The sequence below is a fragment of the Streptomyces sp. CoH27 genome (assembly GCF_020181035.1).
GTDB lineage: Bacteria > Actinomycetota > Actinomycetes > Streptomycetales > Streptomycetaceae > Streptomyces > Streptomyces camelliae.
In genome coordinates, this window is sequence record NZ_JAIQYY010000011.1 from 15,935 (window position 1) to 41,622 (window position 25,688).

Here is a 25,688-nt window from a genome sequence, read left to right on the forward strand (position 1 = left end):
TTCTCCTCGGAGACCTCGACTAGCCGAGCCTGGACTTCAGTTCCGTGCGGACGGCGTCCAGGGCGATCGCCGTCTGCTCGCCGGACTCCATGTCCTTGAGCTGGACGACACCCTCGGCGATGTCGCGCTCCCCGAGGACCAGGGCATAACGGGCCCCCGACCGGTTGGCCGCCTTCATCGCCGCCTTCAGGCCCTTGCCGCCGTAACTGAAGTCCGCCGCGATTCCCGCCTTGCGCAGCTCGGTGACCTTGGCGAAGAGTGTGCGGCGGGCCTCCTCGCCGAGCGGGACGGCGTAGACCGACGTCGAGGACGGGAGGTCCAGTTCGACGCCCTCCGCCTCCAGGGCGAGGACCGTGCGGTCGACACCCAGGGCCCAGCCGACCGACGGCAGCGCCGGGCCGCCGATCATCTCGGACAGGCCGTCGTAGCGGCCGCCGCCGCCCACCGCGGACTGGGAGCCCAGGCCGTCGTGCACGAACTCGAAGGTGGTGCGGGTGTAGTAGTCCAGGCCGCGCACCAGCTTCGGGTCGTCCTCGAAGACCACGCCCGCCTCGGTGAGCAGCTCGCGGACCTCCTCGTGGTAGGCCTTGCAGGCGTCGCACAGGAAGTCGCGCAGCATCGGCACACCCGTGAGCTGCTTCTGGACCGACTCGCGCTTGTCGTCCAGGACCCGGAGGGGGTTGATGTCGACGCGGCGGCGGGTGTCCTCGTCCAGGTCGAGGCCGCGCAGGAAGTCCTGCAGCGCGGCCCGGTACACCGGCCGGCACTCCTTGTCGCCCAGGCTGTTCAGCAGGATCCGGAAGTTGCTCAGGCCCAGCGAGCGGTACGCCTGATCGGCCAGGATGATCAGCTCGGCGTCCAGGGCCGGGTCCTCCGCGCCGATCGCCTCGGCGCCGACCTGGGAGAAGTGGCGGTAACGGCCCTTCTGCGGCTTCTCGTAGCGGTAGTACGAGCCCGAATACCAGAGCTTGACCGGCAGGTTGCCCTGCTTGTGCAGGCTGGCCTCCAGGGCCGCGCGCAGCACGGAGGCCGTGCCCTCGGGACGCAGGGCCAGCCTGTCGCCGCCCTTGGTCTCGAAGGCGTACATCTCCTTGGTGACGATGTCGGTGGACTCGCCGACACCGCGCGCGAACAGTTCGACGTTCTCGAAGCCGGGCGTCTCGACGTAGCCGTAACCCGAGTTGCGCAGCGGTGCGGCGATCGCCTCGCGGACCGCGAGGTACTTGGCGGAGTCCGGCGGGATCAGGTCGTAGGTGCCCTTGGGGGCCTGGAAGGTACTCACGGAAAGGCTCTCTCGTCACATTCCTCGTCGGGGAGCGGTGTTCACGTCCGCTCCCTGGCCGGCCGCCACCTGCCGCAGATAGGGGTTGGTGGCGCGCTCCTGGCCGATGGTCGTCTGGGGGCCGTGGCCGGACAGCACCACGGTGGAGTCGTCGAGCGGCAGGCACACGCGGGCCAGTGACTCCAGCATGTCCGTCATGGATCCGCCCGGCAGGTCGGTGCGTCCGATGGAGCCGGCGAACAGCAGATCCCCGGAGAAGAACACCGACGGGATGTCGGCGGTCTCGGGCATCCGGAAGGTCACCGACCCCTTGGTATGGCCCGGCGCGTGCGCGACGGAGAACTCCAGCCCGGCCAGCGAGAGGGTGGCGCCGTTCGTCAGCTCGCGGACGTCGTCCGGCTCCCCCACGGTCAGCTCGCCCATCAGCGGCATGCCGATGGAGCGGCCGAGCGCCTTCTCGGGGTCGCTCATCATGTACCGGTCCTCGGGGTGGATCCAGGCCGGTACGTCGTGGGCCCCGCAGACCGGGACGACCGAGGCCACGTGGTCGAGGTGGCCGTGAGTGAGGACGACGGCGACGGGCTTGAGCCGATGCTTCTTCAGTGCTTCCTCGACGCCTTCGGCGGCCTGGTGGCCCGGGTCGATGATCACGCACTCCTCACCGGGGGCGGGGGCGACGAGGTAGCAGTTCGTCCCCCAGGCCCCGGCGGGGAACCCGGCAATGAGCACGATCGTCCTTCGTTGTGTCGATGGGGTACGGCTTGCAGACGGCTCGCGGAGGGCTTGCCGGCGGCGACAAGCCGCAGTCAGAGCCTACCGGCGCTGCCGTTTCCTCAGCTAACCCATATACGGTACGGGGCTACACGCAGCGGTCGGCCCACGAGAACCACGCAGCCGCACGCGTACCGGTCGACACACGACACGCATGAGGAGAGAACCCGGTGGTCAGCCAGGAGCAGCGGCGGCGTCAGCTCGCCCGGGAGAAGTTCTTGCGGCAGCAGCAGCGGCGCACCGAGGCGCGCCGCAAGGCCCGCGTGCGCAACTCCGTGATCGCGTCGGTACTGGGCGTGGTCGTGATCGGCAGTGTCGCGCTGTACACGACCGGCGCGCTGAAGAGCGACGACAAGAAGGCGAACGCCGCCGCCGACACCACGCCGAGCGCGACGCCGACCAGCAAGGCCCCGGACCCCTGCGCGAAGCCGGCGGCCGGCTCGGTGAAGAAGCTGAGCTGGAAGAAGGAGCCGGCGATGGCGATCGACACGTCGGCGAACTACACGATGAAGCTCGCCACGACGTGCGGTGACATCGACATCGCGCTGAAGACGGCGGCGGCGCCGCACACGGTGAACTCGTTCGACTTCCTGGCCGGCCAGGGCTACTTCGACCACACCAAGTGCCACCGTCTGACCACGGACGGCATCTTCGTGCTCCAGTGCGGCGACCCGCAGGGCACCGGCATGGGCGGGCCGGGCTACACGCTCCCGGACGAGAACCTGAAGGACAAGAGCCTGAAGGGCAACACGTACCCGGCGGGCACGGTGGCGATGGCCAACACCGGACAGAAGCACACCGGCGGCAGCCAGTTCTTCCTGGTCTACAAGAACAGCCCGCTGCCGCCCAGCTACACGCCCTTCGGCACCGTGTCGGCGGACGGCATGAAGGTGCTGCAGAAGATTGCGGCGGCCGGTGCGCAGGCAGCCGACCCGACCTCGGGCAACACCGCGCCGAACGCGACCGTCGTGATCAACAAGGCGACGGTGACGAAGTCCTGACGGCAATGACGGCCAACTGCGGAATTTCGGTCGCGCTGGATGCGGACAGGCCGCCCGCCGGTCGCCTATGTTGGCCGTGACGAAACTGTGGACGATGTCCGGGGGCGCTGAAGCCCCTCGCAGGCATCATGTGGAGGAGGCGCTGTGAGCAGCGACCCGTGGGGCCGCGTCGACGAGACGGGGACCGTGTACGTGCGTACGGCCGACGGCGAGCAGGTCGTCGGATCCTGGGCGGCCGGCTCCCCTGAGGAGGCGCTTGCCTACTTCGAGCGCAAGTACGAGGGCCTGGTTGTCGAGATCGGCCTCCTCGAAAAGCGAGTGCAGACCACCGACCTGTCGGCGAAGGACGCCCAGGCCGCGATCGACCACCTGCGTGAGCAGGTGGAGGCGCACCACGCGGTCGGCGACCTCGACGCGCTCCGCACGCGGCTGGACAAGCTCGTGCAGACCGTGGAGGCGCGCCGGGAGGAGCGCAAGCAGCAGCGGGCCAAGCAGTCCGACGAGGCCCGCAAGGCCAAGGAGGACCTGGTCACCGAGGCCGAGCAGCTGGCGCAGTCCGACCAGTGGCGGGCCGCGGGTGAGCGGCTGCGGGCGCTGGTGGACACCTGGAAGGGTCTGCCGCGGCTGGACCGCAAGTCCGACGACGAGCTGTGGCACCGCTTCTCGCACGCCCGCTCGGCGTTCTCCAAGCGCCGCAAGGCGCACTTCGCGCAGCTGGACGCGCAGCGCGAGGAGGCCCGCCGGACCAAGGAACGGCTGGTCGCCGAGGCCGAGTCGCTGTCGGCTTCGACGGACTGGGGTCCGACGGCGGCCCGCTACCGCGACCTGATGGCGGAGTGGAAGGCCGCGGGCCGCGCCCAGCGCGAGCACGAGGACGATCTGTGGAACCGCTTCCGCGGCGCCCAGGACGTGTTCTTCGCGGCCCGCAGCTCGGTCTTCGCCGAGCGGGACGCGGAGCAGGCGGAGAACCTGAAGCTGAAGGAGGAGCTGGCCGAGGAGGCCGAGAAGATCCTCCCGGTCACGGACCTCAAGGCCGCCCGGGCCGCCTTCCGCTCGGTCAATGAGCGCTGGGAGGCCATCGGCCACGTCCCGCGGGACGCGCGGCCGAAGGTCGAGGGCCGGATGCACGCCGTCGAGCGGGCGATCCAGGAGGCCGAGGAGGCCGAGTGGCGCCGCACGAACCCGGAGGCACGCGCGCGTGCCGAGGGGCTCACCGGTCAGCTGCAGGCCGCCGTGGACAAGCTGAGGGCGCAGATCGAGCAGGCGCGCGGTCAGGGCAACAATGCCAAGGCCGACAAGCTGGAGCGTGAGCTGGAGGGGCGCCAGGCGCTCCTGGACCAGGCTCTGAAGGGCCTGCAGGAGTTCGGCGGCTGAATCCCCCGCCGCTTGTGTGAAAGGGCCCCGTACGCGCGTACGGGGCCCTTTTCCTTGCGGTCCTGGGTTCTTTGCGGTCCTGGGTTCTTTGCGGTCCGGGGTCTTCTACGACCGGGAGCGTCCCGACGTCACGCGGTACACGTCGTACACGCCCTCCACGCCCCGTACGGCCTTCAGGACGTGGCCGAGGTGCTTCGGGTCGCCCATCTCGAAGGTGAACCGCGAGGTGGCCACCCGGTCGCGGGAGGTCTGGACGGCCGCGGACAGGATGTTGACGTGCTGGTCGGACAGGACGCGAGTGACGTCCGACAGCAGGCGGGAGCGGTCCAGGGCCTCGACCTGGATGGCGACCAGGAAGACCGAGGACTGGGTGGGCGCCCACTCGACGTCGAGGATGCGCTCCGGCTCACGGGACAGCGACTCGACATTGACGCAGTCGCTGCGGTGAACCGATACGCCGCTGCCGCGCGTGACGAAGCCGATGATCGGGTCGCCCGGGACGGGCGTGCAGCAGCGGGCCAGCTTGACCCACACGTCCTCGACGCCCTTGACGACCACGCCCGGGTCGGCACTGGAACGGCGCTTGCGGCCGCGGGTGCGGGACGGCGGGACCGTCTCGTCGATCTCCTCGGTGGCCGCCTCCTCGCCGCCGAGGGCCTGGACGAGCTTCTGGACGATGTTCTGCGCGGAGACGTGGCCTTCGCCGATCGCCGCGTACAGCGCGGAGATGTCCGAGTAGCGCATCTCGTGGGCGAGCGTGACGAGCGAGTCGCCGGTGAGGATGCGCTGGATCGGGAGGTTCTGCTTGCGCATCGCCCGGACGATGGCGTCCTTGCCCTGCTCGATCGCTTCGTCCCGGCGCTCCTTGGAGAACCAGGCCCGGATCTTGTTGCGCGCCCGCGGCGACTTGACGAAGCCGAGCCAGTCGCGGGACGGTCCGGCACCGGCCGCCTTGGAGGTGAAGACCTCCACCAGGTCGCCGTTGTCCAGGGTGGATTCGAGCGGTACGAGGCGGCCGTTGACCCGCGCTCCTATGGTGCGGTGGCCGACCTCGGTGTGGACGGCGTACGCGAAGTCGACGGGGGTGGCGCCGGCGGGCAGGGCGATGACGTCGCCCTTGGGCGTGAAGACGAAGACCTCGTTGCGGGACAGGTCGAAGCGCAGGGACTCCAGGAACTCGCCGGGGTCCTCGGTTTCCTTCTGCCAGTCGAGCAGCTGGCGCAGCCACGCCATGTCGTTGAGGTGGTCGTCCTTCTTGCCGGCCTTGGGCACGTCGGTGCGCACCTTCGAGGCGCCGGCGACGGCCTCCTGCTTGTACTTCCAGTGCGCGGCGATGCCGTACTCGGCGCGGCGGTGCATGTCGAAGGTGCGGATCTGCAGCTCGACCGGCTTGCCGTTGGGCCCGATGACCGTCGTGTGCAGCGACTGGTACATGTTGAACTTGGGCATCGCGATGTAGTCCTTGAACCGGCCGGGGACCGGGTTCCATCGCGCGTGCACCGTGCCGAGGGCGGCGTAGCAGTCGCGGACGGTGTCGACGAGGACACGGATGCCCACCAGGTCGTAGATCTCCGCGAAGTCGCGGCCGCGGACGATCATCTTCTGGTAGACGCTGTAGTAATGCTTCGGGCGTCCGGTGACGGTCGCCTTGATCCGGGCGGCCCGCAGGTCGCTCTGCACCTCGTCGGTCACTATGGCGAGGTACTCGTCCCGCTTGGGCGCCCGCTCGGCCACCAGCCGGACGATCTCGTCGTACATCTTGGGGTAGAGGATCGCGAACGCGAGGTCCTCCAGCTCCCACTTGATGGTGTTCATGCCCAGGCGGTGGGCGAGCGGCGCGTAGATCTCCAGGGTCTCGCGCGCCTTCTTCTCCTGCTTCTCCCGCTTGAGGTAGCGCATGGTGCGCATGTTGTGCAGGCGGTCGGCGAGCTTGATGACCAGGACGCGCGGGTCCTTGGCCATGGCGACGACCATCTTGCGCACGGTCTCGGCCTGCGCGGCCTCGCCGAACTTGACCTTGTCCAGCTTGGTGACGCCGTCGACGAGCAGCGCGACGGTGTCGCCGAAGTCGCGGCGCAGCTGGTCGAGGCCGTACTCGGTGTCCTCGACGGTGTCGTGCAGCAGGCCCGCCATGAGGGTGGCCGGGTCCATGCCCAGCTCGGCGAGGATGGTGGTGACCGCGAGCGGGTGCGTGATGTACGGGTCGCCGCTCTTGCGTTTCTGGCCTCGGTGCCAGCGCTCGGCGACCTGGTAGGCGCGCTCGATCTGGCGCAGCGTGGAGTTCTCGATCTTGGGGTCGTTGCTGCGCACTATCCGCAGCAGCGGCTCCAGGACCGGGTTGTAGGGGTTCGCGCGCTGCACGCCGAGGCGGGCCAGGCGGGCGCGGACGCGGTTGGAGGAGCCGGTGCGGGCGGGCGTGCCGGCGGGCTGGCGCACCACGGGGGGCTGCACCGGGCGCTCGGCCGGGGCCGGCTTGGGGCGGGAGGCCTCGGCAGCCTTCTCGACGGGCGCGGACTGGGCATGCTCGATCGGCCCGCGGGTGTCGTTCTTCGCGTCGGACGCGTGCGGCGCGGGCTTCGCCGCGGCGGCCGAGGCGGACTCGGGCTTTGCGGCGGTCAGTGGCTGGGCCTCGTCTGGCAAGAGGACTCCTCGTGCGCGATCCGGGTCCCCCGGTCAGGCTCCGGAGACCCCATGGTAGCGATCCTGCGGCTGGTCATCGCCTTCAGGCGGCTGTGAGGACCGCTCACTCCTGAAACACGGGAGGCCGCCGCCGGATTCCGGACGGTGGATTCCAGGTGTTCGGGGGGCGTGCGGGGAGTGTCCCGGAAGGGTAGCTCGCGGGTGCCCGCCGCATGCGTACGGCCGCCCCGGCGAGGTGCCGGGGCGGCCGTGACGACGAGCAGGGCGGGGCCTGTCAGACCTGGAGCAGTGCCTCCAGGGGAGCCTCGCCGAGGGCCGGGGCCAGCCGGGCCCGGCCGGCGAGGAAGCCCAGCTCCATCAGCACCGCCAGGCCCGAGACCTCGGCTCCGGCGCGCTGGATGAGGTGGATCGCCGCCTCTGCCGTACCACCCGTCGCGAGGACGTCGTCCACGATCAGGACGCGGTCGGCGGAGGTCAGGTCCTCGGCGTGGATCTCGATCTCGGCCGAGCCGTACTCCAGGTCGTAGGCCTGGCGCAGGGTCGCTCCGGGGAGCTTGCCCGCCTTGCGGACCGGGATGAAGCCGAGGCCGGCGCGGACGGCGACCGGGGCGCCGAGGATGAAGCCCCGGGCCTCCAGGCCGACGACCTTGGTCGCGCCGGTCTCCGTCGCGATCTCGGCGAGCGCGTCGGTGAGCGCCGTGAACGCGGCCGGGTCCGCGAGGAGCGGGGTGATGTCCTTGAACATCACGCCCGGCTCGGGGTAGTCGGCGACGTCACGGATACGGCTGAGCAGCAGCTCCTCGATGTCGGTCATCGGCGCTTCCCGGAGGCTCGGCCGCGGCCGCGGCCGCGGGGGCCCACGACGGCGGGGGCGGTGTCGTCGGATCCGTCCTCGTCCAGGGCGGCGCGGTCGGCCGCGAGGTCCTCCGCCGCGGCGGCCTGGGCGCGCTTGGCCAGGACCCGCTTGGTGAGGGCCTTCATCGCCGGCTCGCGCTCCTTGAGGTCGGCGACGAGCGGCGTGGCGATGAAGATCGAGGAGTAGGCACCGGCCGCGAGGCCGACGAACAGCGACAGGGAGATGTCGTTGAGCGTTCCGGCGCCGAGGAAGCCGCCGCCGATGAACAGCAGACCGGCGACCGGCAGCAGGGCGACGACCGTGGTGTTGATGGAGCGGACCAGGGTGCCGTTGATCGACCGGTTGGCGATGTCGCTGTAGGTCCAGCGGGTCTGCTTGGTGATGTCCTTCGTCTGCTCCTTGAGGCTGTCGAAGACGACGACCGTGTCGTAGAGCGAGTAACCGAGGATGGTCAGCAGACCGATGACCGTACCGGGCGTGACCTCGAAGCCGACGAGGGCGTAGATACCGGTCGTGATCGTGATGTCGTGGATCAGCGCGACGAGGGCCGCGACGGCCATGCGCCACTCGAAGGCGATGGCCAGGTAGATCACGACGAGCACCATGAAGATCGCCAGGCCCTCCCAGGCCTTGCTGGCGATCTGCTGGCCCCAGCTCGGGCCGACCAGGTCTGCGGCGAGCTTCTCGGGGTTGAGGTTCAGGTCCTTGGCCAGGTCCTGCTTGATCTTGTCGGACTGGCCGGTGTCGATGCCGGCGATCTGGATGCGCAGGCTGCCGTTGCCGAGCTTCTGCACGATGGCCTCATGACCGGAGGCGTCCTTGGCGTACGTCTCCGCCTGGGTGACCGAGGTGCTCATGTGGGTCGGCGTGGTGAAGACCGCGCCGCCCTTGAACTCGATGCCCATGTTCAGCCCGCGCACCGCCAGGCCGAGGATGGCCGTGATGGTGATCAGGATGGAGATGCCGTACCAGATCTTGCGCTTGCCGACGAAGTCGTAGCTGATCTCGCCGCGGTGCAGTCGAGCGCCGAGGTTGCCGAGTTTCGACATCGCTCACGCCTCCTTCGGGTCGGCAGGGCCGGCGGCGGGACCGGCGGAACGGCGGGTGCGGCGCAGCGGCGCCTTGGCGCCCAGGCTCTTCGGGTCGAGTCCGGACCACTTGTGGCCGTTCGCGAAGAACGCGCGGCGGGCGAGGAGCGTCATGAGCGGCTTGGTGAACAGGAAGACGACGACGACGTCGAGCACGGTGGTCAGGCCGAGCGTGAACGCGAAGCCCTGGACCTTGCCGACGGTCACGATGAACAGGACGGCGGCGGCGAGGAACGACACGAAGTCGGAGACGAGGACGGTACGCCGGGCGCGCGGCCAGGCCCGCTCGACGGCGGGGCGCAGCGAGCGGCCCTCGCGGATCTCGTCCCGGATGCGTTCGAAGTACACGATGAACGAGTCTGCGGTGATACCGATGGCGACGATGGCACCGCAGACGGCCGGCAGGTTCAGCGCGAAGCCGATGGCCGGGCCGAGCAGCGACATGATCACGTAGGTGAGGATCGCGGAGACCAGCAGCGAGGCCATGGCGACGAGGGACAGTCCGCGGTAGTAGACCACCAGGTAGAGCACGACCAGCGCGAGGCCGATCGCACCGGCGAGCAGACCGGCGTGCAGCTGCTCACCGCCGAGCGCGGCGGTGACGGTGGTGACGGACTGCTCCTGGAAGGACAGCGGCAGCGCGCCGTACGACAGCATGTTGGCGAGGCTCTGGGCGTCCTGCTGGGTGAAGCTGCCGGAGATCTCCGCCTGGCCGCCGGTGATGGCGGACTGCACGTACGGGCTGGAGACGACGTCGCCGTCCAGGACGATGGCGAACTCGTTCTGCGGGGACTGGTTCTTGGCCAGCGTGCCGGTGACGTCCGCGAACTTCTTGGCGCCGGAGGAGGTGAAGGTCATCTGGACCTGCCAGCCGGAGGCGCCCTGGGTGTCGAAGACGGCCTGCGCCTTCTTCACCTCGGTGCCGTCCACGGCGACCGGGCCGAGCACGTACTTGTACCAGGCGCCGCGGATCTGGCCGCAGGCCACAGTGGGGTCGCTGGGCTTGACGTTCTTGCCGGCGTTGGCGCGGTCAGCGGGCTTGGTGCAGTTCAGGGCCGCGTACTGGGCCTGGAGCTGGGCGGTGCTGCTGCCGGCGGAGGCCGAGGGAGTGGGCGACGGCTTGGCGCTGCCGGAGGCGGATGTGCTCGGCGAGGGGGTGGAGCCGGCCTTCAGCGCGTCGGTGACGGCACGGCCCTGGGAGGTCGCCGAGGCCGTGGGAGACGACGTCTTGGCCTTGCCGTCGCCCGCCTTCCCCGAGGCCGACGGGGAGGCCTTCGCGGAGGGGCTCGTGCTCGCCTTCGCGCCCGGCTTCGGCGAGGAGCTGCCGCTGGAGGACGGGCTCGGCGAGGGGGTCGGCGTGGCCGTACCGCTGGGCTCGCTGGTCAGAACGGGGCGGAAGTACAGCTTGGCGGTGGTGCCGACCTGCGCTTGCGCTTCCTTGGAGTTGGTGCCCTTGGGGATGTTGACGATGATGTTGTCGTTCCCCTGGGTCTGCACCTCCGCCTCGGAGACACCGAGACCGTTGACACGGCGGTTCATGATGTCGACCGCGGTGTCCATATTGGCCTTGTTGATCGCGGATCCCTGATCGGCCTTCGCCTTGAGCGTGATGCTCGTACCACCGGCGAGGTCGATGCCGAGACGCGGAGTGGTGTTCCCGGAGAGGAACATGCCTCCGGTGAGCGCCACGATGGCGATCAGGATGAGGGCCAGCGAGCGCCCTGGCTTGCTCTGGGCGCTCGCGCTCCGGCCCCTCTTAGGTGCTGCCACCTTCTCGTACTCCCTCTCGGGCCGCCCCGCGCCCTGGTCGGCGCGGTCGGCCATGACATGGTGTCGGGCTTCCCGACGGGAAACAGACGCGCCCGGTGGTGCGCGGGGCGTGATTATGCCGCGTTGCGCACCACCGGGGCGTGACTACTTCGCGTCGGAGTCGCCGTCGGTCTTCTTCGGCTCGTCGTCGGCCTTGGCCTCGGCGGCCTCCGCCGCGTCGGTGCCGTCTTCGGCAGCGTCCTTCTTACCGAGGTCGACGGCCTTGTCGTCGGAGGCGGCGGCAGCGGGCGAGTCGGACTCGTCGGTCTCGGTGAGGGAGGACGCGTCGTCCGGGACGATGTCGGCGTCGGACTTCAGGTCGTGCTCGATGCCGTGGACGATGCGGTTGTACTCGTCGTCGGTGAGGACGGCGCCGATCGCGTTCTTGGCGAAGAGGAGATCGACACCGGGGCCGGCGTCGAGGAGGACCGTGTCCTCGTTGACCTCCTTGACCGTCGCGTACATCCCCCCGATCGTGCGGACACCGGAGCCGGGCTGCATCTCGTTCCGCATACTGGCGGCCTGCTGCTGCTTCTTCTTGGCCGAGCGTGTCATCAGGAACATGGCCGCGATGAGCACGATGAAGGGGAGAAGGGTAAACGCATTCACGGGACGGAATTTCCTTCGCGCGACCGCGACGGAGAGCGGCCTGTTGACGGGGGTGTGGTCGGCGCCGCCCGCAAGGGCGGCATCGGCGGAGTCTAAGCGAGTCCGCGTGCATGGAACAACGCTCAGCATGGCACCTGAGTTCCTGCTCCCGCCAATGCCCTCGCCGGTGTCCTCACCCGCGCCGTCCCCCAGGCGGTACGGCGCCGTCAACCGCCGAACAGGTCCTGCTGGCCGTTTCCCCCGGCTGACGCGCGCGGCGGGGTCAGACCGAGGTGGGCCCATGCGGCGGGCGTGGCGACCCGGCCGCGCGGGGTGCGGGCGAGCAGGCCCTCGCGGACGAGGAACGGTTCGGCGACCTCCTCGACGGTCTCCCGCTCCTCCCCCACCGCGACGGCAAGCGTGGACAGGCCGACCGGGCCGCCGCCGAACAGTTTCAGCAGGGCTTCCAGGACCGCGCGGTCCAGCCGGTCGAGGCCACGGGCGTCGACCTCGTAGACGGCGAGGGCCGCCGCGGCGATCTCCCGGGTGATCAGGCCGTCCGCCTTGACCTGCGCGTAGTCGCGGACCCGGCGCAGCAGGCGGTTGGCGATACGCGGCGTGCCGCGGGAGCGGCCGGCGATCTCGGCGGCGCCGTCCGGCTCGATGTCGACGTCCAGCAGGTTCGCCGAGCGGTGCACGACCCGCTCCAGCTCGTGCGGCTCGTAGAACTCCATGTGCGCGGTGAAGCCGAAGCGGTCGCGCAGCGGGGGCGGCAGCAGGCCCGCGCGCGTGGTGGCGCCGACCAGGGTGAACGGCGGCAGTTCGAGCGGGATGGCGGTGGCGCCGGGGCCCTTGCCGACGATGACGTCGACGCGGAAGTCCTCCATCGCCATGTACAGCATCTCCTCGGCGGGCCGGGACATCCGGTGGATCTCGTCGAGGAAGAGGACCTCGCCCTCCTGGAGGGAGGAGAGGATCGCGGCGAGGTCGCCGGCGTGCTGGATGGCGGGGCCGGAGGTGATGCGGATGGGTGCGCCCATCTCCGCCGCGATGATCATCGACAGGGTGGTCTTGCCGAGGCCCGGCGCGCCGGAGAGCAGCACATGGTCGGCGGTGGCGCCACGCGCGCGTGCCGCCCGCAGCACCAGGTCGAGCTGCTCGCGGACCTTCTCCTGACCGATGAACTCGCCGAGGTCCTTGGGGCGCAGGGCGGCCTCGACGGCCTGGTCCTCCCGGTCGGCAGACGCACCGACAAGCCGCTCGGGGGCGGGGGTGTCGGGGGTGTCGTCCCAGTTCACTGAATTCTCCTAGCCGGGTATGCCGGGTGAGTCTGTCGGCCGGGGGTCCGGCCCGCGGCCGGAGGCTGCTGTTGGATGCTGCGTCCCCCGGGAAGGCACAGCATGTGGTGTGCCTCGATCGTCGTGGGGTCTGCGTCGTGAGGGTCAGCGGGCGCGGTTCAGGGTCTGCAGGGCGGCCTTCAGCAATTGGCCGACCTGCGGGGTGCCGCCCGCGGCCTCGGCCTGGGGGGCCACGGCGGTGACCGCCTCGTCGGCCTCGCGGGTGGCGTAGCCGAGGCCGATGAGGGCCGCGTGCAGCTGGTCCCGCCAGCCCTGGCTGACCGGGGCGCCGACCACGGGGGCGCCGATCGGTTCGCCGAGCCGGTCCTTCAGCTCCAGCAGCAGCTTCTGCGCGCCCTTCTTGCCGATGCCCGGGACGGCGGTCAGGGCCTTCTCGTCACCTGTGGCAACGGCGCGGCGCAGCGCGTCCGGGGTGTGCACGGCGAGCATCGCCTGGGCCAGGCGCGGGCCGACGCCGCTCGCGGTCTGGAGCAGCTCGAAGACCTGGCGCTCGTCGTCGTCGCCGAAGCCGTACAGGGTCAGCGAGTCCTCGCGGACCACGAGGGAGGTGTGCAGCTTGGCCGGCTGGCCGATGCGCAGCGTGGACAGCGTGTTCGGCGTGCACTGGACGGCCATGCCGACCCCGCCGACCTCGACGACCGCTGCATCGGGGGCGAGGGCGGCGACCGTGCCGCTGACGAAGGCGATCATGCCGTACGGCCTTTCGTTGCGTGGGCTGTGTTGCGGGCGACCGCCTGCTGGAGCCGGTTCTGCGCGGGGGCGCGCCAGATGTGGCAGATGGCGAGCGCGAGGGCGTCGGCGGCGTCGGCCGGCTTGGGCGGCGCGGCGAGCCGGAGCAGCCGGGTGACCATGGCCCCGATCTGCGCCTTGTCGGCGCGTCCGCTGCCGGTGACGGCCGCCTTGACCTCGCTGGGGGTGTGCAGGGCGACGGGGATGCCGCGCCGGGCGGCGCACAGCATGGCGACGGCGCTGGCCTGGGCGGTGCCCATCACCGTGCGCACATTGTGCTGGCTGAAGACGCGCTCCACGGCGACGAACTCCGGCCGGTGCTCGTCCAGCCACTGCTCGATGCCCTGTTCGACGGCGAGCAGCCGGTGGCTCAGGTCGGCGTCCACGGGCGTGCGTACGACACCGACGCCGAGCATCGTCAGCGGGCGCCCCGCGACCCCCTCGACGACGCCGACACCGCACCGGGTCAGCCCGGGGTCCACCCCCAGTACGCGCACCGCGCCCCTCCCATCGATCGCTCGCTCACAGGCTTTCGCTCACCTGTTTGTGCAGGCTATCGGGTGCCACTGACAACGCCGTACAACGCGACGGGCCGACGGGGTGTGTCCCGTCGGCCCGTCGGCAAGCCGTGCGCGTTACGCGTCGACCTTCTCCATGATCTCGTCGCTGACGTCGAAGTTCGCGAAGACGTTCTGCACGTCGTCGCTGTCCTCCAGCGCGTCGATCAGCTTGAAGATCTTCTTGGCGCCCTCCTCGTCCAGCTCGACCTGGACGGACGGCACGAAGCTGGACTCGGCGGAGTCGTAGTCGATGCCGGCCTCCTGGAGGGCGGTGCGGACCGCGACCAGGTCGGTGGCCTCGCTGATGACCTCGAAGGTCTCGCCGAGGTCGTTGACCTCCTCGGCGCCCGCGTCCAGGACGGCACCGAGCACGTCGTCCTCGGTGAGCTCGCCCTTGGGGACGATGACGACACCCTTGCGGCTGAACATGTACGACACGGAGCCCGGGTCGGCCATGGAGCCGCCGTTGCGGGTCATGGCGACGCGGACGTCGGAGGCGGCGCGGTTGCGGTTGTCGGTGAGGCACTCGATGAGCACAGCGACACCGTTGGGGCCGTAGCCCTCGTACATGATCGTCTCGTAGTCGGCGCCGCCGGCCTCAAGACCACCACCACGCTTGATCGCGGAGTCGATGTTCTTGTTCGGCACCGACTGCTTCTTGGCCTTCTGGACGGCGTCGTAGAGCGTCGGGTTGCCATCGAGGTCGACGCCGCCCATGCGCGCCGCGACCTCGATGTTCTTGATCAGCTTCGCGAAGAGCTTGCCGCGCTTGGCGTCGATCACGGCCTTCTTGTGCTTCGTCGTAGCCCATTTAGAGTGGCCGGACATCTGCCTGTCTCCTTCGCGTAACCCTCTACATAACGAACGCCAGAGATCCTACAAGGACTCAGCCGCCCGGTTCGCGCGCACCATGTCCACGAACAGGGAGTGCACGCGGTGGTCGCCGGTCAGTTCCGGGTGGAACGACGTGGCGAGCGCGTTGCCCTGGCGGACGGCGACGATGTGGCCGTCGTGCTCGGCGAGCACCTCGGCCCCGGCGCCCACGGACTCCACCCAGGGGGCGCGGATGAAGACGCCCTCCACAGGATCGCCCGGGACGCCCTTCACGTCGACCTCGGCCTCGAAGGACTCGTTCTGGCGGCCGAAGGCGTTGCGGCGCACGATCATGTCGATGCCGCCGATGGTCTCCTGGCCCGAGCGCGGGTCGAGGATCTTGTCGGCCAGCATGATCATGCCCGCGCAGGTGCCGTAGACGGGCATGCCGTCGGCCACGCGCGCGCGGAGGGGCTCCATCACGCCGAACAGAATGGCCAGCTTGGAGATGGTGGTGGACTCGCCGCCGGGCAGGACGAGACCGTCGACCTCGGCGAGTTCCTCGGGGCGCCGCACCGGCCTGGCCACGGCGTCGGCCGCGGCCAGGGCGATGAGGTGCTCCCGTACGTCGCCCTGGAGGGCCAGGACGCCTATGACAGGGGCTTCGTCGGACATGTGGCGCTTACCAGCCGCGGTTGGCGTAGCGCTCGGTCTCGGGGAGGGTGTCGCAGTTGATGCCGACCATGGCCTCGCCGAGGTTGCGGGACGCGTCCGCGATGATCTTGGGGTCGTCGTAGAAGGTGGTGGCCTTGACGATGGCGGCGGCGCGCTTGGCCGGGTCGCCGGACTTGAAGATGCCGGAGCCCACGAAGACGCCCTCGGCGCCGAGCTGGCGCATCAGGGCCGCGTCGGCCGGGGTGGCGACGCCGCCGGCGGAGAACAGCACGACGGGGAGCTTGCCCAGCTCGGCGACCTCCTTGACCAGCTCGTACGGGGCGCGCAGCTCCTTGGCGGCGGCGTACAGCTCGTGGTTGTCGAAGCCGCGCAACTTGGCGATCTCGTTCTTGATCTGGCGCAGGTGGCGCACGGCCTCGACGACGTTGCCGGTACCGGCCTCGCCCTTGGAGCGGATCATCGCGGCGCCCTCGGCGATGCGGCGCAGGGCCTCGCCCAAGTTGGTGGCACCACACACGAAGGGGGTGGTGAAGGCCCACTTGTCGGAGTGGTTGACCTCGTCGGCCGGGGTGAGGACCTCGGACTCGTCGATGTAGTCGACGCCGAGGGACTGGAGGACCTGGGCCTCGACGAAGTGGCCGATCCGGGACTTGGCCATGACCGGGATGGAGACGGCGTCGATGATGCCCTCGATCATGTCCGGGTCGGACATACGGGCCACGCCGCCGTCCTTGCGGATGTCGGCCGGGACCCGCTCCAGGGCCATGACGGCGACGGCGCCCGCGTCCTCGGCGATCTTCGCCTGCTCCGGCGTGACGACGTCCATGATCACGCCGCCCTTGAGCTGCTCGGCCATGCCGCGCTTCACGCGCGCGGTGCCGGTCTCGGGAGCCTGGTTCTCGATGGTGGACACGGATGACCTCACTGAAGGGAAAGAGGGTTACTGCCTCAGAGAGGAAACGCGAGTGGACCAGGCCACAGCAAGGGCCAATGGACAGCCGGTGGATCCTTTTCGTCCAGGGAGGGGCCCCGGGGTTCAGACGTCCCGCTCCACCAGGGCCGCGGGCGGCTCGTCGTCCATCTCGAAGGCCAGCGGGAACGGGGCGTGGCCGGCGAGCCGGAACCAGCGGACCTTGCGGTGCTCGCGGAGTCTGCGGGCGGCGCCCACGGCGTCGTTGTGGAAGCGGCGGGCCATCGGGACGCGGCGGACGGCCTCGGCCAGCTCACGGGCCGCCGCCTCACCGCCGGGGGCCTCGCGTACGGCCTCCACCTGGGCCGGGAGCTCGAAGACCGCGCGCAGCGCCTGGCTCAGCTCGCTCTCCGCGACCTCTCGCTGCTCCTCCTCGGCCTGCCGGGCCGCGTGCGCCGCCTCGTACAGCACGATCGAGGCGGCCGGGTCCAGCACGCCCGAGGTGGCCAGTTCCTGCGTCACGGAGGCGCGCCGCAGCAGCTGCGCGTCGAGCGCGGCCCGCGCGGCGTCCATCCGCACGTGCAGCCGGTCCAGCCGCCCGGCCGTCCAGCTCAGGTAGACGCCGATCGCGACGAGGACGACGAGGATCCAGATGAGGGTTGCGGTCACGCGGGAAGGCTATCGGCTGCGCGCAGGCGCCCTGGGCGTCAGTCCCGCGCCAGCCCGAACCGTGCCCGCAGTCCGGTCGTGCGTTCGTCGGCCGCGACCGCCGCCGCGCCGGCCGTGACCGTCTCGTAGACCGACAGGATGTCCGCGCCGACCGTGGACCAGTCGAAGCGCCGTACGTGGGCGCTGCCGTGTTTACGGAGCTCGGTACGGCGGGCGGGGTCGTCCAGGAGGCGTACGGCCGCCTCGGCGAGCGCGTCGGCGTCCTCGTTGGCGAAGACCTCGCCCGCCTCGCCCTGGTCGAGGACCTGGACGAAGGCGTCCAGGTCGGAGGCGAGCACAGGGGCGCCCGCCGACATCGCCTCGACGAGGATGATGCCGAAGCTCTCGCCGCCGGTGTTGGGCGCGACGTACAGGTCGACGCTGCGCAGGAGACGCGCCTTGTCCTCGTCGCTGATCATGCCGAGGAACTCCACGCGTGCGCGCAGCTCCTTCGGGAGGTCCTCGACGGCGGCCTCCTCGTCGCCGCGGCCCGCCACCAGCAGCCGGGTCTGCGGGCGGGCGGCCAGAATCTTCGGCAGGGCCTTCATCAGCACCGGCAGACCCTTGCGGGGCTCGTCGATACGGCCGATGAAACCGATCGTGTCGGCCTGCCACTCCGGCTTCGGCTCGGCCTTGGCGAAGAAGTCCACGTCGACGCCGTTGGGGATGACCACCGCGTCCCCGCCGAGGTGCTCGACCAGGGTGCGGCGGGCGTACTCGCTGACCGCGATCCGCGCGCTGATCTTCTCCAAGGCGGCCTGGAGGATGGCGTACGCGGCGATCATCGCGCGTGAGCGGGGGTTGGAGGTGTGGAAGGTGGCGACGATCGGGCCCTGGGCGGCCCAGCAGGTCAGCAGGCCCAGCGAGGGCGAGGTCGGCTCGTGGATGTGGACCACGTCGAAATGGCCCTCGTGCAGCCAGCGCCGTACCCGCGCGGCCGACAGGAAGCCGAAGTTCAGCCGGGCCACCGAGCCGTTGTACGGCACCGGGACCGCGCGGCCGGCCGAGACGACGTACGGCGGCAGCGGGGTGTCGTCGTCGGCCGGGGCGAGGACGGAGACCTCGTGGCCGAGCCGGATGAAGTACTCGGCGAGGTCGCGGATGTGGAACTGGACGCCCCCGGGCACGTCCCAGGAGTACGGGCAGACGATCCCGATTCTCACGAGGGCCCCTTCGCCGGGTCGAGGTCGGCGAGCCACAAGCGCTGGAGCATGTGCCAGTCCTCCGGATGGTCGGCGATCCCGGTGGCGAAGGCATCGGCCAGCGCCTGTGTCATCACAGACGTCTTCTCCGCGCGCGTGCCTGACTCCGGTACCTCGATCGGGGGATGCACCTGCCCCCGCATGACGGGCGAGTCGTCGTACCAGAGGGTGACCGGCAGCAGCAGCGCGCCGGTCTGCTGGGCGAGCAGGGCCGGGCCCGCGGGCATCCGGGTCCGCTCGCCGAAGAAGTCGACCTCGACCCCGGAGGCGGACAGGTCACGGTCGGCGACCAGGCAGACCAGGCCGCCGTCGCGCAGCCGCCGGGCCAGGGTGCCGAAGGCGGAGCCCCCGCTGTGCGGCAGCACCTCCATGCCGAGGCCCTCGCGGTAGGCGACGAAACGGTCGTAGAGCGTCTCGGGTTTCAGCCGCTCGGCGACGGTCGTGAAGGGCGTCTCCAGCTTGGTGGTGACCCAGGCGCCGGCCAGGTCGTAGTTGGCCATGTGCGGCAGGGCGAGGATCACGCCCCGGTCCGAGGCGAGCCCGTCGGTCAGGTGGTGCACGTCCTTCGGGTCGAAGCCGGTCTTCACCCGCTCACGGTTCCAGGCCGGCAGCCGGAAGGACTCCATCCAGTAGCGCAGATACGAGCGCATGCCCGCGCGGGACAGCTCGGCGAGGCGCTCGGGGGTCGCGCCGGGCACCACGCGCGCGTAGTTGGCCTCCAGCCGCTGCACGCCCTTGCCGCGCTGCTTCCAGGCGAGGTCGGCGATGGTACGGCCGAGCCGGACCGCGGCCGGTTCGGGGAGTTTCTTGACGGCACTCCAGCCGAGCCCGTACAGCGCGTCGGTGAACCGTTCCGCGGTGCTCATTTCGCGGCCTCACTGGGGCTCGCCTGAGCGGCCGCCTCCGCCTCGGCGGACTCGCGGCGGACGGTGACGACCCGCTGGATCAGCGTGACCAGGCTGCCGGCCGCGACGATCCACAGGGCGATCGGCAGCAGCCACTGGATGCCCGGCACACCGAACGTGTGCAGGCCCGCGAGACCGGCCGCGACCAGCGAGATCACCAGCCGCTCGGCGCGCTCGACAAGGCCGTTGACGGCGACCGGCAGCCCGATCGACTCGCCGCGCGCCTTGGTGTACGACACCACCTGGCCGCTGGCCAGACAGAAGATCGACACCGCGCACAACACGTTGTTGTTGCCGTTGCCCGCGTACCAGAGCGCGAAGCCGCCGAAGATCGCGCCGTCGGCGACCCGGTCGAGGGTGGAGTCCAGGAAGGCGCCCCAGCGGCTGGAGCGGCCCAGCTGGCGGGCCATGTTGCCGTCGATCAGGTCGGAGAAGACGAACAGGGTGATGACGACCGTGCCCCAGAAGAACCCGCCCCGGGGGTAGAAGACCAGCGCGCCCGCCACCACACCGGCCGTGCCGATGAGCGTGACCGTGTCGGGGCTCACCCCCCGCCGGATGAGAAACGCGGCGAACGGTGTGAGGACACGCGTGAAGAATGCACGCGCGTACTTGTTCAGCATGGCCTTCCCGACGGTCGGTGTCGCCGCGGCCCTGGTGACCTCCGGCTGGCCCATCGTAGCCACGCGCGCGCGTGCGTGACGGGCGGGCACCGCAGCCCGTGGCACGAGCCGGTGTGCGCCGCCGTGCGCGGGGCGTGCGTGGCGCGATCGGGACGTTCGTATGGACGCAGCGTGACCGGAGTGGAAAGCTCGAATAACCGCGGGCGTCGCCGGAGCCGCCACCACACGCGGATCCCGCGTGTCCGCGCCCACAGTGACCTCACCGTGCACGGGAGGCAGGATCATGGGCGACAAGACACAGACCCACCCCGGGGCCGCCGGCAGGGCTCTTGAGGCCGACCAGCCCGCGTCTGTACGGAACGTGGTGCTGGTCGGCCACTCCGGTTCGGGCAAGACGACTCTGGTGGAGGCCCTCGCGCTGACCGCGGGGGCGGTGAACCGGGCGGGCCGCGTCGAGGACGGCGGCACCGTGTCGGACTACGACGAGATCGAGCACCGGCAGCAGCGGTCCGTACAGCTCTCCCTGGTGCCGGTCGAATGGAACGGCATCAAGATCAATATCCTCGACACCCCCGGGTACGCCGACTTCGTCGGGGAGCTGAGGGCCGGTCTGCGCGCCGCGGACGCGGCTCTCTTCGTCGTCTCGGCCTCGGACGGGGTGGAAGGCTCGACCCGGATGGTGTGGGAGGAGTGCGCGGCCGTCGGGATGCCCCGCGCGATCGTCATCACGCATCTGGAGGCCGCGCGCGCGGACTTCGAGGAGATGACCCGGACCTGCGCACAGGCCTTCGGCGGGGACGACCCGGACGCCGTGCTCCCGCTGTACCTGCCGCTGCGCGGCCCGGAGGGCCCCGACGGGCACGCGCCCGTGACCGGGCTGGTCGGGCTGCTGTCGCAGAAGCTGTTCGACTACTCGACCGGGGAGCGCAAGGAGTCCGAGCCCGGCGAGGACCAGCTGCCCGGCATCGAGGAGGCCCGCAACCGGCTCATCGAGGGGATCATCGCCGAGAGCGAGGACGAGACCCTCATGGACCGCTATCTCGGCGGCGAGCAGGTCGACGTCAAGACGCTGATCGAGGACCTGGAGCGGGCCGTCGCCCGCGGCTCCTTCTTCCCCGTCCTGGCGGCCGCCCCCGCCGCCGAGGGCGCCCGGCAGGGGCTCGGCACGGTCGAGCTACTGGAGCTGGTCACCGGCGGTTACCCGACGCCGTTCGAGCACATGCTGCCCGAGGTGAGCACCATCGACGGCAAGCGGCGCGAGCTGAAGCCGTGCGACATCTCCGGCCCGCTGGTCGCCGAGGTCGTCAAGACCGCCTCCGACCCCTACGTCGGCCGGGTCTCCCTGGTCCGCCTCTTCTCCGGCACCCTGCGCCCCGACCAGACGGTCCACGTCTCCGGGCACGGCCTCACCGACCGCGGCCACGAGGACCACGACGTCGACGAGAAGGTCGGCGCCCTGTCCATGCCCTTCGGCAAGCAGCAGCGCCCGGTGACGCGCGCCGTCGCCGGCGACCTGGTGTGCGTGGCCAAGCTCGGCCGGGCCGAGACCGGGGACACCCTCTCCGCGAAGGACGACCCGCTCCTGATGGAGCCCTGGCGGATGCCCGACCCGCTGCTGCCGCTCGCCATCCAGGCGCACAGCAAGGCGGACGAGGACAAGCTCTCGCAGGGCCTGTCCCGGCTGGTCGCCGAGGACCCGACCATGCGGCTGGAGCAGAACCAGGACACCCACCAGGTGGTCCTGTGGTGCCTGGGCGAGGCCCACGCGGACGTCGCCCTGGAACGGCTGCGCACCCGCTACGGCGTGCAGGTCGACGTCGTCCCGCACCGGGTCTCCCTGCGGGAGACGTTCGCGCACAAGGCGAGCGGACGCGGCCGGCACGTGAAGCAGTCCGGCGGGCACGGGCAGTACGCCATCTGCGAGATCGAGGTGGAACCGCTGCCGGGCGGCTCGGGCATCGAGTTCGTGGACAAGGTGGTCGGCGGCGCCGTACCGCGGCAGTTCATCCCGTCCGTCGAGAAGGGCGTACGGGCGCAGGCCGCCAAGGGTGTCGCCGCCGGATACCCGCTGGTGGACGTGCGGATCACGCTGCTGGACGGCAAGGCGCACTCGGTGGACTCCTCCGACGCCGCCTTCCAGACGGCGGGCGCGCTGGCGCTGCGCGAGGCCGCGGCCGAGGCCCGGATCCATCTGCTGGAGCCGGTGGCCGAGGTGTCCGTGCTGGTCGGCGACGACTACGTGGGCGCCGTGATGAGCGACCTGTCGAGCCGGCGCGGCCGGGTGCTCGGCACCGAGCAGGTGGGCTCCGGACGGACTCTGATCCGGGCCGAGGTGCCCGAGTTCGAGATCGGCCGGTACGCCGTCGACCTGCGCTCGCTGTCGCACGGCACGGCCCGCTTCGACCGGACGTACGCCCGGCACGAGCCGATGCCACCGCAGGTCGCCGAACGGATCCGCGAACAGGCGGACGAGACGGCCTAGTTCACCGGAGGTCACCGCGTCTCGAAATCGCCGCGTGGGCGGGCGGCTTCGGCCGTCCGCCCGCCGGTTGTCGGTGGCGGCGGATACGCTGATCACCTGATCGCGCCATGCCGCAGTCGTCCGGTGACCGGCGGGCAATTCGGTGCGATGGCCTGTTCAACAGGTGTGCGGAGCAAGGAAGTCGGGAAGGCCGCAGAAGCGACACGGCGGCGAGGGGGGCGGGAATGTCGATAGGAACGGAGTGGGACGGGCCCCAGGTGCCCGTCTCGGGCGGCGACGGTTACGCGGCGACCTCCGCGCTGGCCTCCGCCGCATACCGGGACAGCCCGATCGACGAGATCAAGAAGGCCGACAACGAATGGCACCAGTCGACCGTCAAGTCCGGCCGGATCGCGCTGCTGCGGCCCAATCTCGGTGAGGCGTTCTCGCGGGCCGTGATCGCGCGCATGCTCGCTCCCGGCCGCAAGGCGCTCATCCAGTCCTTCGGCTCCGAGCCGCAGTTCGTCGTCGAGCACTGCCTCGCGGCCAACAACATCCGCCGCGAGCGCGACAACCGCCTGGCCGCCGTCACGGCGCTGTGCGGGCTGTTGTTCCTGCCCGGCATGCTGGTCTGGCTGCTCGTCTTCCAGCTGCGCACGTACATCGCCAAGCGCGACGACAAGCGCGCCGGATCGCTGGCCACCGCGCTGCTCCTCGCCGTCGGCGTGCTCGCCGTGCTCTTCCTGATCAAGATGCCGTTCACCGGCTTCTGGGCGTGGTACGCGCGCCTGGCCGTCGTCATGCCCGTCATCGGCTGGTACTGGGCCAAGCGGATCTGCGAAGCCACCGCCACGGACCTGCGGGCCCGCTGGGACGGCCTGCTCTCCGGCACCAGCGTCGGCGCCAAGGTCCCTGAGGCCGTGCCGCGCGGTCCGAACCAGACGGCGGCCGAGGAGCTGCGCCAGTCACTGGCCCGGCTCAGCGCCGAGCAGCAGTCCAACTCGGTCTTCTACGCGGGCCCGAAGGGCATACTCGGCATGGGCACCCGCTGGGGCGCCTGGCAGCTCGCCGAGGATCTGCTGCCCGCCGACCCGTCCCGGGAGATCCACCCGTTCCGCAGCTGGGACGTCGTCCGCGCGATCCACGACCAGCTCGGCCTGCTGCAGCGCGGCCCGCTGAACACCGGCGGCTTCCCCAAGCCCTCCATCAAGCACTGGATCGTCACGCCGATCGGCGAGAAGGCCGCGGCGGTGTCCCGGCCCGAGGGCACGGACGTCGAGGCGTTCCAGGTCAAGCCGCACGCGATACAGGACATCTGCAACAAGCAGCAGTTCGGCAGCGGCGACCGGCACTACCTGGGCGTGCAGTGGACTCTGTGGGACGGCCAGCTCATCATCACGATGCTGATCACGGTGACGGTGCTGCACCAGACCCTGCGTATCGAGGTGACCGGGCACGCGCTGGGTCCGGTGAACTCGCTGTTCACCTCCAAGCCGGAGGCGCCGACCAAGGAGGTCTCCAAGTCGCTCAAGCCCTGGGAGACCCGCACGATCAAGCTGCCGCTGGTCGGCACCGACGAGGTCGTACGGCTCGCCGCGCGCGCCCCGCTGACCTGGTACCCGCCGCTGCTCAACTGGCTCGGCGGCTCGCTCACCCTGCCCGAACCGTTCGGCCTGCGGCACGCCTGGGCCGACCAGCCCTGGCGGCACCGCTTCATGGCCGACGATGCGCTGCGCGCGGCCACGCCGGTGCTCCGGGTGGTGCACTCGGCCGCGATCAGGGTGCTGGAGGAGAACGGCGTGGACACGGAGAAGTTCGGCGCCCGCTCGGCGTTCCTCAGCACCAATGTCCAGGACCCGACACCGCGGAAGGCCGACCTGTACGACGCGTGAGCGGTGCCCTCGGCAGAGGGCACCCCGGCCCTAGGGCCTCTCTTTCGGATCTTGCCGGGGCCGCGGGGTCTGGCACGCGCATCTGCGACGTTGTCGTCACTCGCCGGCTCCCCCGCACTCGGCTTCTGATGTCACGGCCTGATCCAAAAGAAAGGCCCTAGACCGGCCACGCCTCCGCCAGCATCTTCCGGGTGTCGGCCAGCAGCTGCGGCAGCACCTTCGTGTGGCCCACCACCGGCATGAAGTTCGTGTCGCCGCCCCAGCGCGGGACGATGTGCTGGTGCAGATGCGCGGCGATGCCGGCGCCCGCGACCGTGCCCTGGTTCATGCCGATGTTGAAGCCGTGCGCCCCGGACGCGGTGCGCAGGGCCGTCATCGCCTGCTTGGTCAGCTCGGCCAGCTCGGCGGTCTCCGCCCCGGTCAGCTCGGTGTAGTCGGCGACGTGCCGGTACGGCACCGTCATCAGATGGCCGCCGTTGTACGGGTAGAGGTTGAGCACGGCGTACACATGCTCACCACGGCGGACGATCAGCCCGTCCTCGTCGGACTTGGCCGGAATCGCGCAGAAGGGACAACCGTCGTCGGCCCCCGGACCGGTCGGCTTGTTCTCGCCCTGGATGTACGCCATCCGGTGGGGCGTCCACAGGCGCTGGAACGCGTCCGGCGTCCCCACTCCGATCTGCTGCTCCGGCTCACTCGTCATGCCATGCAGCATATGGCTTCACCTGTTCCCGGCGTGTCGCCGGGGCGCCCGGAAGACCTTCTCCGGCCAAGCTTGGCCGGTGGACGACGACAGCCGTGCGAAGCACTGGGAGCATCGCACCGAGATTCCCCTCTTCGTGGCGGCGCTGGCCTACCTCGCCGCGTATGCCACGCATGTCCTGGCCCCTGACGTGCCCGCCGTCTGGCATGTCGTGTGCTTGTCCGTGACGTTCGGCCTCTGGCTGGTGTTCGCCGCGGACTACGTGGTGAGCTGGCGGCTCAGCGGACAGGGCCTGCGCTTCGTCCCCACGCACATGCTGCACACGGTGGTGGTCCTCCTGCCGCTGCTGCGCCCGCTTCGGATCGTTCGGCTGTACGAAGCGGTCCAGCGGCGGTCCGGACAGCCCCGGCTCTCGCTGCATGCGCGGGTGATCTCCTACGCCGGCCTGTCCACCGTGCTGCTCGCCTTCTCCGGCTCGCTCGCGGTGTACCAGGCCGAGCGTGGGGCGCCCGGCGCCACCATGCGCACGTTCGGGGACGCGGTGTGGTGGGCCGCCTCGACCCTCACCACGGTCGGCTACGGGGACGTCACCCCTGTCACCCCCCTGGGCCGGGTGATCGCCACCGGCATGATGATCGGCGGCCTCGCCCTGCTCGGCGCGGTGACGGGATCGTTCTCCTCCTGGCTGATGCGGACGTTCTACCGGGAGGGCGACGAAAGGCCCCCGGGGAGCTGAACCT

General features: G+C 70.6%; 23 protein-coding genes. 5 read left to right on the top strand and 18 right to left on the bottom strand.

Annotation, left to right across the window (positions count from 1 at the left end; translation table 11 throughout):
- Nucleotides 1-19: 19 nt before the first annotated feature.
- On the bottom strand, nt 20-1,282 hold the full coding sequence (gene hisS / locus LE548_RS19380) for a histidine--tRNA ligase (protein WP_225098154.1): 1,263 nt from the start codon (nt 1,280-1,282) through the stop codon (nt 20-22).
- A 15-nt stretch (nt 1,283-1,297) separates the two neighbouring features.
- Nucleotides 1,298-2,011, bottom strand: a complete 714-nt coding sequence (locus LE548_RS19385) for an MBL fold metallo-hydrolase (RefSeq protein ID WP_225098155.1) — start codon at nt 2,009-2,011, stop codon at nt 1,298-1,300.
- 212 nt (nt 2,012-2,223) lie between these two features.
- Here LE548_RS19385 and LE548_RS19390 point away from each other — a divergent pair, with 212 nt between their 5' ends.
- A complete protein-coding gene (locus LE548_RS19390; protein ID WP_225098156.1) occupies nt 2,224-3,054 on the top strand; it encodes a peptidylprolyl isomerase in 831 nt (276 codons plus the stop codon).
- 144 nt (nt 3,055-3,198) lie between these two features.
- Nucleotides 3,199-4,428, top strand: a complete 1,230-nt coding sequence (locus tag LE548_RS19395; protein WP_225098157.1) for a DUF349 domain-containing protein — start codon at nt 3,199-3,201, stop codon at nt 4,426-4,428.
- Between the two features lie 105 nt (nt 4,429-4,533).
- Here LE548_RS19395 and relA read toward each other — a convergent pair whose 3' ends face one another.
- From relA to pgsA, 15 genes are all read right to left on the bottom strand, one after another.
- Nucleotides 4,534-7,068, bottom strand: coding sequence for a GTP pyrophosphokinase (relA, locus tag LE548_RS19400; RefSeq protein WP_225098158.1), 2,535 nt, complete (start codon nt 7,066-7,068; stop codon nt 4,534-4,536).
- Nucleotides 7,069-7,342: 274 nt separating this feature from the next.
- Entirely contained in the window at nt 7,343-7,882 is a 540-nt protein-coding gene (locus LE548_RS19405) for an adenine phosphoribosyltransferase (RefSeq protein ID WP_225098159.1), read from the bottom strand.
- On the bottom strand, nt 7,879-8,973 hold the full coding sequence (secF, locus tag LE548_RS19410; RefSeq protein WP_225098160.1) for a protein translocase subunit SecF: 1,095 nt from the start codon (nt 8,971-8,973) through the stop codon (nt 7,879-7,881). Before secF ends, LE548_RS19405 begins: the two co-directional genes overlap by 4 nt.
- A 3-nt stretch (nt 8,974-8,976) precedes the next feature.
- Nucleotides 8,977-10,782 carry a protein translocase subunit SecD gene (secD, locus tag LE548_RS19415; RefSeq protein ID WP_225098435.1) on the bottom strand — a complete coding sequence of 602 codons (1,806 nt, stop codon included), beginning with the start codon at nt 10,780-10,782 and terminating at the stop codon, nt 8,977-8,979.
- Between the two features lie 144 nt (nt 10,783-10,926).
- A complete protein-coding gene (gene yajC / locus LE548_RS19420) occupies nt 10,927-11,430 on the bottom strand; it encodes a preprotein translocase subunit YajC (RefSeq protein WP_225098161.1) in 504 nt (167 codons plus the stop codon).
- Between the two features lie 206 nt (nt 11,431-11,636).
- Entirely contained in the window at nt 11,637-12,707 is a 1,071-nt protein-coding gene (gene ruvB, locus LE548_RS19425; RefSeq protein WP_225098162.1) for a Holliday junction branch migration DNA helicase RuvB, read from the bottom strand.
- Between the two features lie 144 nt (nt 12,708-12,851).
- Nucleotides 12,852-13,457 (bottom strand): Holliday junction branch migration protein RuvA, encoded by a 606-nt coding sequence (gene ruvA / locus LE548_RS19430; protein ID WP_225098163.1) that lies wholly within the window; start codon nt 13,455-13,457, stop codon nt 12,852-12,854.
- Entirely contained in the window at nt 13,454-13,993 is a 540-nt protein-coding gene (gene ruvC / locus LE548_RS19435; protein WP_225098164.1) for a crossover junction endodeoxyribonuclease RuvC, read from the bottom strand. The genes ruvA and ruvC overlap by 4 nt, the downstream gene beginning before the upstream one ends.
- A 138-nt stretch (nt 13,994-14,131) precedes the next feature.
- Nucleotides 14,132-14,884: a YebC/PmpR family DNA-binding transcriptional regulator gene (locus tag LE548_RS19440; RefSeq protein WP_225098165.1), complete on the bottom strand. Its 753-nt coding sequence runs from the start codon at nt 14,882-14,884 to the stop codon at nt 14,132-14,134.
- A 48-nt stretch (nt 14,885-14,932) separates the two neighbouring features.
- Nucleotides 14,933-15,544 (bottom strand): pyridoxal 5'-phosphate synthase glutaminase subunit PdxT, encoded by a 612-nt coding sequence (gene pdxT / locus LE548_RS19445; RefSeq protein WP_225098166.1) that lies wholly within the window; start codon nt 15,542-15,544, stop codon nt 14,933-14,935.
- A 7-nt stretch (nt 15,545-15,551) separates the two neighbouring features.
- Entirely contained in the window at nt 15,552-16,457 is a 906-nt protein-coding gene (gene pdxS, locus LE548_RS19450) for a pyridoxal 5'-phosphate synthase lyase subunit PdxS (protein ID WP_069781943.1), read from the bottom strand.
- Nucleotides 16,458-16,580: 123 nt separating this feature from the next.
- Nucleotides 16,581-17,123 carry a hypothetical protein gene (locus LE548_RS19455; protein WP_225098167.1) on the bottom strand — a complete coding sequence of 181 codons (543 nt, stop codon included), beginning with the start codon at nt 17,121-17,123 and terminating at the stop codon, nt 16,581-16,583.
- A 38-nt stretch (nt 17,124-17,161) separates the two neighbouring features.
- Complete coding sequence (locus LE548_RS19460; protein ID WP_225098168.1) at nt 17,162-18,325, bottom strand: glycosyltransferase family 4 protein; 1,164 nt, start codon at nt 18,323-18,325, stop codon at nt 17,162-17,164.
- Complete coding sequence (locus LE548_RS19465) at nt 18,322-19,230, bottom strand: phosphatidylinositol mannoside acyltransferase (RefSeq protein ID WP_225098169.1); 909 nt, start codon at nt 19,228-19,230, stop codon at nt 18,322-18,324. The genes LE548_RS19460 and LE548_RS19465 overlap by 4 nt, the downstream gene beginning before the upstream one ends.
- Nucleotides 19,227-19,946, bottom strand: coding sequence for a phosphatidylinositol phosphate synthase (gene pgsA / locus LE548_RS19470; RefSeq protein ID WP_225098170.1), 720 nt, complete (start codon nt 19,944-19,946; stop codon nt 19,227-19,229). The genes LE548_RS19465 and pgsA overlap by 4 nt, the downstream gene beginning before the upstream one ends.
- Nucleotides 19,947-20,175: 229 nt before the next feature.
- Between pgsA and LE548_RS19475 the strand changes: the two genes are divergently transcribed.
- Both LE548_RS19475 and LE548_RS19480 read left to right on the top strand, forming a co-directional pair.
- Nucleotides 20,176-22,374 carry an elongation factor G-like protein EF-G2 gene (locus tag LE548_RS19475; RefSeq protein WP_225098171.1) on the top strand — a complete coding sequence of 733 codons (2,199 nt, stop codon included), beginning with the start codon at nt 20,176-20,178 and terminating at the stop codon, nt 22,372-22,374.
- Nucleotides 22,375-22,598: 224 nt separating this feature from the next.
- Entirely contained in the window at nt 22,599-24,245 is a 1,647-nt protein-coding gene (locus LE548_RS19480; protein ID WP_225098172.1) for a hypothetical protein, read from the top strand.
- Nucleotides 24,246-24,402: 157 nt separating this feature from the next.
- Here the strand turns inward: LE548_RS19480 and LE548_RS19485 are convergent, their stop codons facing one another.
- Entirely contained in the window at nt 24,403-24,960 is a 558-nt protein-coding gene (locus tag LE548_RS19485; RefSeq protein WP_225098173.1) for an HIT domain-containing protein, read from the bottom strand.
- 67 nt (nt 24,961-25,027) lie between these two features.
- Here LE548_RS19485 and LE548_RS19490 point away from each other — a divergent pair, with 67 nt between their 5' ends.
- The gene (locus tag LE548_RS19490) at nt 25,028-25,684 is read left to right on the top strand and encodes a potassium channel family protein (protein ID WP_225098174.1); all 657 of its coding nucleotides are present in this window, start codon (nt 25,028-25,030) and stop codon (nt 25,682-25,684) included.
- Nucleotides 25,685-25,688 lie beyond the last annotated feature (4 nt).